The organism is Fibrobacter sp. UWB4 (assembly GCF_002210345.1).
GTDB lineage: Bacteria > Fibrobacterota > Fibrobacteria > Fibrobacterales > Fibrobacteraceae > Fibrobacter.
Genome location: NZ_MWQI01000001.1, coordinates 716,163 through 730,761, shown reverse-complemented (window position 1 = coordinate 730,761; position 14,599 = coordinate 716,163). Strand labels below are relative to the sequence as shown.

Below are 14,599 nucleotides of genomic sequence, written 5' to 3'. Positions count from 1 at the left end.
ATATTTTTGGGATATGATGAATTTCGTAACAAGTGCAACTATGAACCGTCGTTGGTGGCGCGGACTCTAACATAGAGCCCGGTATTTGTTACAAATCACCCAAGATTTTTAGGCAAAGGCTTCCGGACTCACGGAGGCCTTCCTTTTTACCGAAAATTGACGAAATCCTCCGGGACTTAAAGCCTTTGCAAACGCAAACGAGTTTTATAAACTAGAGGATTAAAATGACTAAGATTACTCACATCACCGAACGCCCGGGTTACGCTCCGCGTACTGACAGCATTTACGTTGCACTCCCCGGCGAACGTTACACCCCGTTTTCACTCGCCAAGAAGCTCGGCGCAAAGGCCATCTTCGAATCGGCAAGCTTCGACCACGGTCGCAGCCGTTATTCGACCTTGATGGTGGACGAAGGTTTCCGCCTGCGCCAGAACGACAAGAACGTGAGCATTGTCGTGGAAGGCAAGGAAAGCGAATTCTTGGCTGAAGGTGATGGTGACATTCTCGACGCCTTGCTCAAGATTTCCGCCGAAAATACGGTGCCGCCTAACCAGATTCCTATTCCGTCTTCGGGCGTGGGCTACCTCGGCTACGAATTCTGCGCCCGTTGCGACACAATTCGCCTCGCCCCGCAGGTGGACGAACTCAACATTCCCGAAGCTGAATTTTTGGTGGGCCACATTTACATTGTGTTTGACCACTTCACCGAAAAGCTTCACTTGTTCGCCCTGAACTACGAAGAACACCAGATTGACCTGAAGGCCGCAATTGAAAAGGTGAAGGCTCGCCTCGCCGACCTTGACTTCAGCTACCTCGCTCCGGAAAAGCAGTACAGCAAGGGCATCACGATGACCGACCTCGAACAGTCCCGCAAGGAATACGTGGAAAAGGTCGCCGCTTTGCAGAAGCACATCGTGGCAGGCAACATTGTTCAGGCTGTGCCATCCCGCCGCATCCAGTTCGCAAGCGATATCGAAGCCCTCGACATTTACCGCCGCCTCCGTACGGTGAACCCGTCTCCGTACATGTTCTTCTTGGATTACGGCACGCACCAGTTCATCGGCGCATCTCCGGAAAGCTTGATCCGCGTGCGTGAAGGCATCGCCACCATCCACCCGATTGCAGGTACCCGCCGCCGCGGTAAGGACGACGCAGAAGACGAAGCATTGATGAAGAATTTGAAGGGCGATCCGAAGGAACGCGCAGAGCACTTGATGCTCGTAGACCTCGCCCGCAACGACCTCGGCCGCGTTTGCGATGCCGGTACGGTCGAAACGACCAAGTACATGGAATGCGAAAAGTTCAGCCACGTGATCCACTTGGTCTCTGACGTGCAAGGCCGCGTTTCCAAGAACAAGAAGGCCATTGAAGTGCTACGCTCCAGCTTCCCGGCAGGTACGGTGAGCGGCGCTCCGAAAATCAGCGCCATTGAAATTCTTTCTGGTCTCGAAAAAATCAAGCGTCGCTTCTACGCTGGCGCCGTGGGTTACATAGAATCGGACGGCGACTTGGATTTCTGCATCGCTATCCGTTGCTGCTTAAAGCAGGGCAAGACCATCAGCCTCCAGGCAGGCGGTGGCATTGTGGCAGCATCGAACGCTGACCGCGAATTTGAAGAAACGAATGAAAAGCTCGGAGCGATCAGGGCTGTACTGGAGGGTGACAACTAGATTGCTTCGGCTTTCAGCCTCGCAATGACGAAACACCCCAAAACTTTAAAAAAGAGATTACAACCATGATTATCATTATCGACAACTACGATTCTTTTACTTATAACGTTTATCAGGCTTTGGCCAAGATTACCACCGAAGAAATCCGCGTGCTCCGTAGCCGCGAATGCACCATTGCAGACATCGAAAAACTGAACCCGAGCCGCCTCATTGTAAGCCCGGGCCCGGGCCGTCCGGAAGATGCAGGCATTTCTGTCGAAGCCATCAAGCACTTTGCAGGCAAGCTCCCGATTTTGGGAGTGTGCCTCGGCCACCAGGCTATCGGTTACGCCTTTGGCGCAAAGATTGTGCAGGCCAAGTTCATCAAGCACGGCATTGCCGAAGAAATCGACCTCGATGGCAAGGGCCTTTTCCGCACCATCGGCAAGAAGAACATCTTTACGCGTTACCACAGCCTGGTCATCGACGAATCTACGCTCCCGGCCGATTTCGAAGTGACCGCCCGCGCTACCGACGGCGACATCATGGGTATTCGCCACAAGACGCTCCCGATTGAAGGCGTGCAGTTCCACCCGGAATCCATCGCTAGCGGCCGCGCCGACGAATTCTTCAAGGCATTCCTCAACTACCGTCGCGAACCGCTCGATATCCGCGGAATTCTGAACACGCTTACCGCAGGCAAGGATTTGACTCGCGAAACCGCCGAAATGTTCATGGAAGACTTGACGGACGGTATCATGGACGAACGCCAGATGGCTGCAATCCTTACTGCACTTTCCAGCAAGGGCCCCGTGACCGAAGAAATTGCAGGCTGTGCCAAGGTTTTGAGCAGCAAGAAGCGCAAGTTCCCGTACAGCGGTGACGAACTCACCGATATCGTGGGTACCGGTGGCGACGGCAAGGGTAGCTTCAACGTGAGCTCTCTCTCCGGCCTTATCGCAGCAAGCTGTGGCGCCAAGATTGCCAAGCACGGCAACCGCGCTGTTTCCAGCAAGTCCGGTGCCGCTGACTTCTATACCGCAGCCGGCTTCAAGCTGGACATGACTCCCGAAAAGGCAGCCTCTGTCATCGACAAGACGAACTTCGTGTTCCTCATGGCTCCTGTCTACCACAGCGCTATGCGTTTTGCCGGCCCGGTTCGCGGTGCCCTCGGCGTGAAAACCATCATGAACTTGCTCGGCCCCCTCACGAACCCGGCCGAAGCCAAATACCTCATGCTCGGCGTTTACAGCAAGTCGATTCTCGAACCGTTCACCAAGGCTGCAAAGTCCCTCGGTGCAAAGCGCGTGATGGTCGCTATCTCTGATGACGGCTACGATGAAATTTCTCCGTGCGTCCCGACAACGATTGCAGAAATCTTGGAAGACGGCGAGTATCGCGAATACCGCATTGACCCGAAGGAATTCGGCGTCCCGGCTGTGGACCCGGAAGACCTCGCAGGCGGTACGGGCGTGGACAACTTCAACCTCGCTCTCGACGTGCTGAACGGCAAGGGCCGCCCGGGCATCAAGTACGCTTGCGCCCTGAACGCCGGTGCAGCGCTTTACATCAGCAACAAGGCTGCAAGCATCAAGGAAGGCTTCGACAAGGCGATTAAGGCTATGGAAGACGGCTCCGTTCTCAAGAAGATCGAAGAAGTCAAAGTCGCTACAAACGCATAAAGGCGATGCCCGGTCATCCCCGTCAAGCGAGGACAGGCGCCGGGCATGACAGCAAGATGTCATTCTCGCCGGAGCCTGTGCTGAGCGCAGTCGAAGTAAGCGGGAATCTCCATACAAAAGCGCTCCGAGAATTCGGAGCGCATTTTTCATATGAAAAGGAGGTGCCCTCCCCATACGCGGATCATGACTACTAAGCAGCATAGCTGCAAGTAGTCAAAGAGATCAAGTCGGGCATGACAATGCTTGTTTTTACGGTCTAAAGGTTTTTAATGCGGCGATGGTTCGGGAGATGAGGTCGTTCAATTCCCAACCGAGGAGGTTTGCGCCGCGCTCGATGACTTCGCGGGAACAGCCCGCCGCAAATTTCGGGGACTTGTACTTTTTCAAGACCGATTTCAGTTCCAAATCTTGAACGCTCTTGGACGGGCGCATCAAAACAACCGCACCAATCAAGCCCGTGAGTTCATCAACGGCATAAAGCACTTTTTCCATTTCGTGTTCCGGCTTGACATCCACCGTGATGGACCAGCCATGGCTCGTCGTCGCATGAATCAGCTCTTCCGAAAGCCCCGCCTCTTGCATCAATTCGCGTTCCTTGATGCAATGCTGTTCCGGCCACAATTCAAAATCAAGGTCGTGCAGGAGACCGACAATTCCCCAGAATTCTTCGTCTTCGCCGTAACCGAGTTCACGAGCAAAGTAACGCATCGTATTTTCTACGATTTCGCCATGTTCAAGGTGGAACGGATCCTTGTTGTATTTTTTAAGGAGTTCAAGCGCTCCTTCGCGTGTAATATTTGCTGATAATGCCATAGCTCGAAATATAAGAATTTTATGGGGATGATTGACAGCATTCTCCCACGGATTTTTGTGCTATGAAACGCAAAATGCGGAGAGCTATAAGTTTTTCTAATTGCTGATAATCGCTTATTTCGATATACGAGAAATAACTGGATTCTTCGTCTTCGCCTCAGAATGACGCGCAAGGTTAGACAGCACGAACGCTTGCGTTCGTATTGGATAACCGCAGCAGTCATGCCCCGCAGGGGAATGACGAACGAGCCGAGTGATGCAGAAACATGCTTGCATGTTTCTATATCCAAATCGAACAAGTCATGCCCCACTAGGGGAATGACGAGAAGACGAATTCGTCATCCTGAACAACGTGAAGGATCCAGTAAAATCAAGCGTCAAACACTACCAATAAATTAATTCTATAATACACGATATTTATTTAGTATTGGACAAGGTAATAGTTGCGTTCTATATTTTGGCGCGAAAGAGGAGTTTTTAAAATGACAAAGAATATATCAAAAAAGAAAATTGAATCTGCAAAAAATACCGCTAACGTTACTGATCCGAGCACATGGAATTTTGCAACAAAGTGTTTACAGGCGGGTTGGAAGCCCAAGATTGGCGAACCGCGAGTGCTCCCGATTTTCCAGTCCACGACGTACAAGTACGAAGACGTTAACGAAGTGGAACGCCTCTTTTCGCTCAAACAATCGGGCAATAAATACACCCGCACAGGAAACCCGACCGTCGCGGCGTTCGAAGCCAAAATCACGGAACTCGAAGGTGGCGTGGGTGCAGTCGCAACCGCATCGGGACAAGCCGCAGTCCTCCTCGCGATTTCGAACCTCGTGAAAGCAGGTGACCACATCGTAGCAAGCAAAACCATTTACGGCGGCAGCTACACATTGCTCAGCGTGAGACTTTCCAAGCTCGGCATTGAAACGACATTCATCAACCCGGAAGATTCCATTGCAGAACTCCGCAAAGCATTCCGCCCGAACACCAAGCTCATTTTCGGCGAAACGATTGGCAACCCTGCCTTGGGCATTTTGGATTTTGAAAAGTTCTCCAAGCTCGCCAAAGAATTTGACGTTCCGTTCCTCGTCGATAACACGCTCGCGACACCATTCCTCGTAAAGCCTTTGAAACTCGGAGCAAATGTTGTCATTCACTCGGCAACGAAGTACATCGACGGCCATGCCGTTGCGCTCGGCGGTGTCGTCATTGACGGCGGCAATTACAACTGGGAAAACGGTAAGTTCCCAGACCTCGTGGAACCGGATGCGCAATACGCAAACACCTCCTATACTCAAAAATTTGGACGTGCCGCATTTATCGCGAAAGCTCGCGCTCAATTCTTGCGCGATTACGGCGCCGCATTAAGTCCGTTCAACGCATTCCTTTTGAATTTGGGCCTTGAAACGCTCCATTTGCGAATGCCACAGCACAGCAACAACGCCCTCGCATTAGCTGAATTTTTGTCCAAGCACCCCGCCGTGAATTGGGTCAGCTATCCGGGACTCAAATCTAGTCCGTATTTCAAGCGTATCCGCAAATACTTTGATTACCAAGGCGGTAGCGGTGTGCTCACATTCGGTCTCAAAGGTGGCAGAGCTGCCATCCGTTCCTTCGTCAAAGCATTGAAAGTTGCCGCCCTCGTAGTTCACGTTGGCGACGCCCGCACAAGCGTTTTGCACCCGGCAACAAGCACACATTCGCAGCTTTCACCGAAGGACAGACTCGCCGCAGGCATCCCCGAAGATATGATTCGCGTATCCGTGGGCATCGAAGACCCGCGCGACATCATCGCTGACTTTGAACAAGCTATTGCGGCAAGCACCAAAGGCGGTAAGTAATGAGTATCGTTGTAGATGTCAATAAATACCTTGCATTAAATGGTGCGACAAAGCGCATCAAAGATTACCTCTCTATTGAAGTTGCCGATCACGCCTACCTGCCGAAAACAGAAGACATTAAAAGCGACTGGGTTGCCTACATTGCAGCCCCCGCATTCAAGCTGATTCGTGAAAAATTGGGTCACGACATTGATTCATTCGTTTCCATCGGCACAGGTTCCGGCATTGACGTGTTGACCGGCATTGAGCTTTTGGGAGCAAAACGCGTAGGCTTCACGGATTTGCAAAGAAGCGTTGTCGCCGCCGCTGCACAGAACGTTCGAAGCAATATCAAAGAGACCTCCAAAATCGAATTTGAATTCGGCAACGGCGACCTTTTGCAACCGCTCCAAAACGGCAAGCGAAATTACGACGTGATTTACGAGAACCTCCCCAACGTGCCGCTTGCAAACAACACAAAGATTGAAGACAAACGTAATAGCGGGCATTACTTGGAAAAGCGCGAAGAATCTATTCCCGAATTCGTACACGAGCAAATGCTCGACTTGCATTACCTCGCGCTCAAGCAGGCCCGCGATTACTTGGCAGAAAACGGAGCCGTCTATTCAACGCTTGGTGGGCGCGTTCCGCTCAATGCGTTCATCAAGCTTGGCGAACTCGCCGGACTCCGTTCTGAAATTTTCACGTATTCCTGGAAAGTCCAAGCCGAGCCGGAAGATGTTATTTCGGGATACGCCGCACAAGAAAAAGCAGGCCTCGGGCCATTTAGATTCTATCGCGCAGATGATTTGCAAAAAGCATTTGCAAGCGTTTCCATCAAGGATTCTGGTAGCCGCGCTTTTGAAATCGAAAAATCTCTAGACTCTGTAAAACTTACAGCAACCGCCGCATACGAAGCGTTCAAAAAAGGCGAAGTCATCGGCCATACCGTCGCCGTGTTAAAATCAAGTTTAAAATAGAGGTTCCATGAAAAACGTTATCCACAACTTAATTGAAGAATCTCAAAAGTTCCTTTTCAAGAGAGCCAAAATAGACGACAAAATCGGACTCGAAGCCGCCAATTTCGCCGTCCGAGACATTCCAAAGCCAATTGGAAAATTTGAAAAAAGCGACTCGCCGCTAATCCGCTACATTGGAGAAGCCATCAAGCACGGGAATCCTGAAACCGCAGATTTGTTAAAAGCTTTGGAGCCCGCCCTCCCCTATTTGCCGTGGAAATACAATTACGAGCCGCGCCCCGACATGCCTGATTTGGCCGATCAAATGGGATGGGGAGAAATTCTCGGCCCAGAAGCGCCCTATCACGACGAGCATTTCTGTTTTGGCTTTACGCTCCTCGGCAAAAATACCTTTTACCCCTCCCACTTGCACCCCGCCACAGAACTGTACGTCATTTTGTCCGGACACGCCATCTGGACATTAGACGGAATCTCAAAAGTACGCGGTCCTGGAGAGTTTGTACTGCACCCGTCCAATCACATTCACTCCATGCAAACCGAACACGAGCCCATGCTCGCGCTCTACACGTGGAGCGGTAAAGATGTCAAAACGCTTTCAAAATATGTGTAAAAAAATTACACTTTTTCTTAGCGCTAGATATCAAAATTTTCAATAACACTTTTGATAATTTCTTTTTGTACATTGCTTTACGAGATGGAGAATAAGTCAAACCCATAACAAAAAGGATACAACATGTACTCTACTCACTATATGGATCTGCTGATGCAGAATTCTCCCTGGAACCTGATTCTCTTCATGGCAATCCCCGTCATTCTCGCAGAGACCATCGCCATCACGGAATTGTTCCTGCTCAAATCGCCAAATGCGCACCCGACACTCTCCAAAGTAAATCACGTCGCAGGGATTCTTGCGGGACTCGCATTCTTTGGAATCATAGTCTATTTCATTCCAAACGTCATCATTCCGCTAGCATCTGCTGGTGAATTCAGAACATGGATTGACGTCGTAGCCATATTCTCTTACATCCTTGCGGGCATTCCGATGATATTGCTCGCTCTTTTGAACTTGAAACTTTTATTCCGCAAAGTTGTCGAGCAGAAAAGAACGACATACGCTATTCTTCTACTCGCCGCATTTCTCGTGCTTTCTCACATTGCCATGATCTTCGGGATGGTTGACCCGGGAATTGCAGGCTACAAGCCCAAGGCGAAGGCAGTTTCCGAGGTTCAAGCCCCCGCACACCACATGGATTCAATGCTCGAAGGTCACCACCATCACCATTGAGCATTCAATTTCTTGAATAACGCCCCTACAAGCCATAGCTTTTTTGTATTAGCCAAGCATTAACTTGGCTTTTATATTTGTCACCAAAATTCAACAAGCTCAATGACGGTAGTTTAGGAATGACAATTACAGATTATTTGACAAAAGACTGGGACGAAAGCAAAACCCTTACTCGCGAAGAATGTTTGCAAATTTTAAATTTTCCGGATAATCAACTTGACTTGCTAATTGAAGCAGCATTCAAATTACGCACGAAATACAAAGGCAATCGTGTCAACATCCAGCTTTTGACGAATGTCCGTAGCGGCAACTGCACTCAAAATTGCGCCTATTGCGCCCAATCTCGCGATTCCCAAGCGCCCATTGAAAAATACAAAAGCGTTTCGGACGACAAGCTCTACGGCGATAATAATCTTGTTGATGAATTCCACCTGTCTAGGCATTGCATCGGGCTTTCGGGCATGGGCTTCACAGACAAAGAAATTGAAGAACTCGCCGAACGCATTGCGCACATGAAGAAATCGGGCACGCACATTTGCTGTTCCATCGGATTCTTGACCGAACACCAAGCCCGCATTTTAAAGGCGGCAGGCCTTGACCGCATCAATCACAACCTGAATACGAGCCGCCGTTTTTACCCCGAAATTTGCAGCACCCACACATACGAGCGACGCATCCAAAACATTCGCATGTTGCAGAACATCGGCTTTGAAATATGCTGTGGCGGCATCATCGGCATGGGCGAATCAAAAGAAGACGTGGTCGATATGCTTTTTGACTTGGTCGCCATCAATCCAGAATCCGTCCCCATAAACTTTTTGTTGCCGGTCAAAGGCACACGCCTCGCCAACCGCGACATTTCCGGGCTCACATTCGAATACGGCATCAAAATCCTTTGCCTAGCCCGTCTATTGCTCCCGAAATCGGACATCCGCTGCGCCGCCGGTCGCGAAGTCTATTTCAAAGGACACGAAAAGGAACTCTTCAAAGTCGCCGATTCCATTTTCGCTTCGGGGTACCTCACCGAAGGCGGTCAAAGCCTAGAAGCCACATTCCGCCAAATCGAAAATGCGGGTTTCACGTGGGCCGTAGAAAGCAAAGACGAATAAGCATCGAACAGGTCGCTTAGTGTCACTAGAAATCGCACTTTCTTTTTTACTTTATGCATTCGTCTCGGGAATTACCCCGGGACCCGCGAACCTCTGTTCTCTCTCGGTAGCGATGGGCAGCGGGAAAAGCGCCGCCATAAAGCAGTGGTACGGACTTTTCACCGGATACACAATCGTCTCACTAGTATCCGTTTTTATCGTTTATTTTATCAGCAGCGCGTTTGAAAATTTCATCAAGGTATTTTCATTCGTTGGCGCAGCCTACATCGCATACCTCGCCATAAGCCTTTTAATTCAAGCGTTCAAGCCTCTCGAAGAAATCCGCAACAGCCGCACAACCGGAAGCTTCCGCACAGGTCTTTTCGTGCAACTCACGAACGTCAAAATCATGGTGTTCTGCCTCACGGCAATCACGACCTACATGCTCCCCTACCACCAGGATTTTCCGCACTTGCTGCTGTTCAGCATACTATTGCCGCTTACAGGCCCCATCTGCAATTTGGCGTGGCTTTTCGCAGGCGTTTTACTGCAAGGGCTTTTCAAAAAGCACCACAGAATTTTCTACACGCTCATGGGACTCTCGCTATTGTATTGCGCCATCGGGATTGTGAAGTGAGGGGAAAAGATCCCTACAATTACGCAACTAAAGTTTTAATGTTTTTACTTATACAAATCCAAGAATTTGTGTCCATTGAAATGAATTAAATGCTCTGGATTTTCAGCAATCCAAACTTCTGTTTCCCAAGCGATTTGTTCACACCATTTGCGGAACGTTTTCTTGTTGAGAAATGCCGTAAAGAAAACAACGTGTGCAGTACACCCGCTATCTTTCAAAGCATTTTTTAACTTATTGACTCGAATTTCGCTCATTGGACCAGCACTATGTACTGCCTCAATAAGATACAATAAGTTTTTTTGACTACTATACGCAATTACATCGGGTAATTCCTCATGTCCAATTTCAAAGAAATGAATTTGCTCCAATTTTTCTTTTTCAACAAAAAGGTATTTATCTGATGTATCCCCAATATATAGAATTTCAGCACCAAAACCATATAAAGGCAAAAACTGCTCTACAATCGCTTTTTGCAAATCATTATGTTCTCCGGCAGAAAGAGACAATGTTATACCATTGGGCAACTTTATGGGTATTTTTTCAAGGTTTCGCTTGCGAGCAAGCATCTCTTTCAAGGAGTCATTTTGAACCTGATATTCAGACAACGCGTTAGCCCAAGATTTTTTTCCATAATGACAAACAAGCTCAACAAAATGAGGATTCAAAATATACCCACGACTAGGATCATTCGTCGCCTGCTTATCAAAAGATGAAGAACTCAAAACTACATTCGCTTCTTTTAGACGCAACAAATCCTTGCGGCGAATATCATCATAAGAACCAGAAGAAATGTGTTCTCCAAAATTTTCGTTTTCGAAATTAATGATATCACGCGTTTTCAATGCATTTTCTTTCGGCAAGCAACAAATTTCACTTAATTCATTTCTGACATTTCCTACAGCAAGGCAAGCCCCAACCATTTTTTCTTTCGCCCTATCCGTCAAATCTTCTGTAGGAATTCCAACACACTCCAAAATGACGAGCATATCTTGGTAAAGATTTTGCAGCTTATCAGATTTTTCACCCGTAAACTTTTTTATCATGTTCCCACCCTCGCAAACAAATCATAAGAATAACATTCAGCTTCATTAATCGACTGTATTTCCGACAACGATTTACAAGGCTTATAGTAAGTCTCTTTTATTGCTAAGGCTATATGATGAGCCAACATTGGAGGAACTGCATTTCCTATTTGATAAAACTGCCGACTTTCATTGCCAGCAAAATCAAACCAATCCGGGAACGACTGTAGTCTCGCGGCTTCACGAACTGAAATCCGTTTGCGACGTCCATCTTTCAATTTCACGCGAAGCATATCGCTTGTGGCACCAGCCAAATTTCGACAGGTAACGGTTCTTGACGGCAACTCGGGGTGCAAATCCCGAGGACGAACACAATGGGATTTTTTTTCGTATGCGGCAATATATTCATCTTGCCGAGGTGTCAAGATCATCTTTTCATCAGTCACCATTTCCATAATGTCTCCAAGAGCATCTCCAACAGTTACTGATTTCTGTAATTCTTTCGGGAAAATAAATTGCGACTTGTGTCCAACAACAATAAGTCTTTCACGATTCTGCGGTACACCAAATCTAGACGCGTTCATCACCTTATAAGAAATTATATATCCAAGATTTCTTAATTCTGTCAAAATCAATTCCAAATAATCTTTATGCGAAAAAGCGAGGTTTCGCACGTTTTCAAACATAAAAACTTTTGGTTTTATTCGTTTAACAGCGTCTATGAATATAGGAAAACCATCTCGAACATCTTTCATTCCAAGTTGATTTCCAAAAACACTAAAAGGTTGGCACGGAGGTCCGCCTATCACAATATCTATTTTTTTGTTTTGGGGATATATAAATCCTGGAGAAAGTTTTTCGCAGAAGCAGCGTCCTTTAAGATTCTTGTTATATGTTTCAGCCGCCTCCGCAACCATTTCATAGCCAATAGTCTCAAACCCAGCAGATTCAAATCCCAGAGAAAGACCACCACATCCAGCAAATAAATCTAAAACTACAGGTTTTTCTGTAATCTTGATTGCTAAAGTTTTATCTATATGTCGAGAATATGGAGTCATAGAATTTCATCCTTTTCTCTTTAAAATTTAGATTTTTTAGAATGGCATAAAATGACATACTAAGAAAAATCATGCAAAAAAGGGCGGGTTGGGCAGGGCTAGCCAGGCGTTGCGGGGCGGCGTCTGAGCCCCGCAGAGGAGGTAGCGGAAGACTTGCCCAGTGTTATAACTTAACTGGATCCTTCGCTAACGCTCAGGATGACGCAATGGGCAAGGCTGAAGCGAGGGGGATTCCTCCCCCTTCCTTATTATAAAATAAATTCATATTGAAATAGGCGACCCCGTCCCCATTCGCGGATCATGACCACATAAATGCTAAAGCATAAGTGGTCAAAGAGAACAAGTCCGGGGTGACATTGCAAAAATATTACTATCATTCTCAATAAGAAGGAATTTCACTATGAATCTGCATTTTTTCAAGACAGTTTTTGCAGTGGCGCTGGTGGCGGGCGCGGGTTGTTTTTTCGGTTGCAGTTCGGAAAAGGCTCCCGAGATTGAGAACAACTCGCTTGTCAATGTGTCTTACGATCCGACGCGTGAATTCTATTCCAATTACAATCATATTTTCATGAAGCATTGGAAAGAGACGACCGGCAAAGATGTGAAGATTACGCAGTTTCATGGCGGTTCGGGCAAGCAGGCGCTTGAGGTGGTGAACGGGCTTGAGGCAGATGTGGTCACGCTCGCACTGGAATACGATGTGAACATTGTCCGTGACGCTGGGCTTATTGAAAACGGCTGGGTCAAGGAATTTCCACGCAACAGCGCTCCTTACACTTCGACGATAGTGTTTCTCGTGCGCAAGGGGAATCCCAAGAAAATCAAGGACTGGAACGATCTCGTCAAGGACGGCATCGGCATCATCACGCCAAATCCCAAAACTTCGGGCGGTGCGCGCTGGAATTATCTCGCGGCTTGGGCTTATGCAGAAAAACAGTTTAACGGAGATGAGGAGCAAGTCAAAGGTTTCATGAAGAAGCTTTACAAGAATGTTCTTGACCTCGCTTCGGGTGCGCGCGGTTCTACAAACACGTTCATTGAAGAACGCAAGGGCGACGTGTTGCTTTCTTGGGAAAATGAGGCTTTCCTTTCGCTCAAGGATTACCCCAAGGAATATGAAATCGTGATGCCGAGTGTGAGCGTTTTGGCAGAGCCTTCTGTCGCGATTGTAGACAAAATTGTAGACAAACGCAACACACGTAAACTAGCGACGGAATACCTGAATTATCTATACTCCGATGAAGCGCAGCTTGTTGCGGCAAAGCATCATTACCGTCCGACAAACAAGGCGATTCTTGACGAGTACAAGGAATTTGACCAGAACGTCAACCTGATTACGATTGAGCATTTTGGCGGTTGGGACAAGGCGCAAGCCAAGCACTTTGCCGATGGAGCTATTTTCGACCAAATTCGCTAAATAAAGTAGGTCAAGTCCGATTTTTCGGTGGAGCCAAGCATTGTCGCGACACCGCCAAGTTCTACGCCGTCAATCAGTTCTTCGGGAGCGATTCCCATCAGTTCCATCGACATTTGGCAAGCGACAAACTTTACGGCTTTTTGCCTTGCGTTTTCAATCAGTTCTTCGAGTGAAGAGACTCCGTTCTGTTTCATCACCGCACGAATCATCTTTGCGCCAAGACCGCCAAAATTCATGCGAGAAAGTCCAAGCTTTTTGGAACCACGCGGGAGCATCAAACTGAACATTTTACCGATGAACGATTTTTTGACGCGAACCTTTTCAGGTCTACGCAAAAGGCTTACGCCCCAGAACGTAAAGAACATTGTCACCGGGCGACCCATTGCGGCAGCGCCATTTGCCATGATGAACGACGCAATCGCCTTATCTAAATCGCCACTGAAAACGACAAAAGTCTTCGCATGTTCAAATTCCCGTTTTTCAGCGACGGGAGCATTTCGCTTGATGATGGTCGCATAAATAACGCCATCTTTTTCATTGAGCGATTTCAATTCATTTCCGGTACGTTCGCACCAAGTTTTGACATCGAGCGCAAAAGCTTTTTCAGTCGCTTCGACCTGGATTTCATCGCCGACTAAAGCGTCACGCACCACCTCATCAACCTTTACGATCGGCCCTGGGCAGCTAAGATTTTTAGCATCTACAAAATGAGCCTTAGGTACGGCGTTAAGCCCGCCTTCGACATTATACACGTCAAAATCACGATCGGCAAGAATTTCGGCAACCTGTTCAGAACGGTCTCCAGTTGTGCAGAACACGTAAACAGGCTTGTCTTTGGGGATAGAATCTATTCTTTTTGAAAGTTCAAAAAATGGAATCTGGATTGCGCCATTCACAGGCCGTACAAGGACTTCGCTTGGTTCGCGAACATCGAGCAACGTTGAGTTTTTCAAATCAATCTTGTAAAAATCTTTCGCAGAAAAATTCTTCACTTCAGACATGGATAAGCCTTTTTGTTTCTATTTCCAACTGTAATTATAGAATTGATATTTAGCAGTGTCCAATACAAAAATACAATCACCAGTTATCAAAATTTTTAATATTCAAATTCATTTTATGTTACTAATAAATTAATCTTATCATACACTATA

13 protein-coding genes are annotated in these 14,599 nt (G+C 47.6%); 9 read left to right on the top strand and 4 right to left on the bottom strand.

Annotation, left to right across the window (positions count from 1 at the left end):
- Positions 1-224 precede the first annotated feature (224 nt).
- Together B7990_RS03090 and B7990_RS03085 are read left to right on the top strand one after the other, a co-directional pair.
- Positions 225-1,670 carry an anthranilate synthase component I family protein gene (locus B7990_RS03090; RefSeq protein WP_088639564.1) on the top strand — a complete coding sequence of 482 codons (1,446 nt, stop codon included), beginning with the start codon at positions 225-227 and terminating at the stop codon, positions 1,668-1,670.
- 65 nt (positions 1,671-1,735) lie between these two features.
- Entirely contained in the window at positions 1,736-3,331 is a 1,596-nt protein-coding gene (locus B7990_RS03085) for a bifunctional anthranilate synthase component II/anthranilate phosphoribosyltransferase (protein ID WP_088639563.1), read from the top strand.
- A 249-nt stretch (positions 3,332-3,580) separates the two neighbouring features.
- Here the strand turns inward: B7990_RS03085 and B7990_RS03080 are convergent, their stop codons facing one another.
- A complete protein-coding gene (locus B7990_RS03080) occupies positions 3,581-4,144 on the bottom strand; it encodes a hydrolase (protein WP_085490188.1) in 564 nt (187 codons plus the stop codon).
- A gap of 482 nt (positions 4,145-4,626) precedes the next feature.
- On the opposite strand from B7990_RS03080, the gene B7990_RS03075 reads away from it, so the two are divergent.
- From B7990_RS03075 to B7990_RS03050, 6 genes are all read left to right on the top strand, one after another.
- Positions 4,627-5,982: an O-acetylhomoserine aminocarboxypropyltransferase/cysteine synthase family protein gene (locus tag B7990_RS03075; RefSeq protein WP_088639562.1), complete on the top strand. Its 1,356-nt coding sequence runs from the start codon at positions 4,627-4,629 to the stop codon at positions 5,980-5,982.
- Positions 5,982-6,941, top strand: a complete 960-nt coding sequence (locus B7990_RS03070; protein ID WP_088639561.1) for a 50S ribosomal protein L11 methyltransferase — start codon at positions 5,982-5,984, stop codon at positions 6,939-6,941. Before B7990_RS03075 ends, B7990_RS03070 begins: the two co-directional genes overlap by 1 nt.
- Before the next feature lie 7 nt (positions 6,942-6,948).
- On the top strand, positions 6,949-7,551 hold the full coding sequence (locus tag B7990_RS03065; RefSeq protein ID WP_088639560.1) for a dimethylsulfonioproprionate lyase family protein: 603 nt from the start codon (positions 6,949-6,951) through the stop codon (positions 7,549-7,551).
- 123 nt (positions 7,552-7,674) lie between these two features.
- Positions 7,675-8,226 carry a DUF6803 family protein gene (locus tag B7990_RS03060; protein ID WP_088639559.1) on the top strand — a complete coding sequence of 184 codons (552 nt, stop codon included), beginning with the start codon at positions 7,675-7,677 and terminating at the stop codon, positions 8,224-8,226.
- Between the two features lie 119 nt (positions 8,227-8,345).
- Positions 8,346-9,335 carry a biotin synthase BioB gene (gene bioB, locus B7990_RS03055; RefSeq protein ID WP_088639558.1) on the top strand — a complete coding sequence of 330 codons (990 nt, stop codon included), beginning with the start codon at positions 8,346-8,348 and terminating at the stop codon, positions 9,333-9,335.
- A 19-nt stretch (positions 9,336-9,354) separates the two neighbouring features.
- A complete protein-coding gene (locus B7990_RS03050) occupies positions 9,355-9,951 on the top strand; it encodes a LysE family translocator (RefSeq protein WP_088639557.1) in 597 nt (198 codons plus the stop codon).
- A 44-nt stretch (positions 9,952-9,995) separates the two neighbouring features.
- Here the strand turns inward: B7990_RS03050 and B7990_RS03045 are convergent, their stop codons facing one another.
- Both B7990_RS03045 and B7990_RS03040 read right to left on the bottom strand, forming a co-directional pair.
- Positions 9,996-10,994: a BsuBI/PstI family type II restriction endonuclease gene (locus B7990_RS03045; RefSeq protein WP_088639556.1), complete on the bottom strand. Its 999-nt coding sequence runs from the start codon at positions 10,992-10,994 to the stop codon at positions 9,996-9,998.
- Positions 10,991-12,031: a DNA cytosine methyltransferase gene (locus B7990_RS03040; protein ID WP_088639555.1), complete on the bottom strand. Its 1,041-nt coding sequence runs from the start codon at positions 12,029-12,031 to the stop codon at positions 10,991-10,993. The genes B7990_RS03045 and B7990_RS03040 overlap by 4 nt, the downstream gene beginning before the upstream one ends.
- Positions 12,032-12,431: 400 nt before the next feature.
- Here B7990_RS03040 and B7990_RS03035 point away from each other — a divergent pair, with 400 nt between their 5' ends.
- Entirely contained in the window at positions 12,432-13,448 is a 1,017-nt protein-coding gene (locus tag B7990_RS03035) for a sulfate ABC transporter substrate-binding protein (protein WP_088639554.1), read from the top strand.
- Here B7990_RS03035 and B7990_RS03030 read toward each other — a convergent pair.
- Positions 13,445-14,449 carry a DsrE/DsrF/DrsH-like family protein gene (locus tag B7990_RS03030; protein ID WP_088639553.1) on the bottom strand — a complete coding sequence of 335 codons (1,005 nt, stop codon included), beginning with the start codon at positions 14,447-14,449 and terminating at the stop codon, positions 13,445-13,447. The two genes, B7990_RS03035 and B7990_RS03030, sit on opposite strands and share 4 nt — an antisense overlap.
- Between the last annotated feature and the right edge of the window lie 150 nt (positions 14,450-14,599).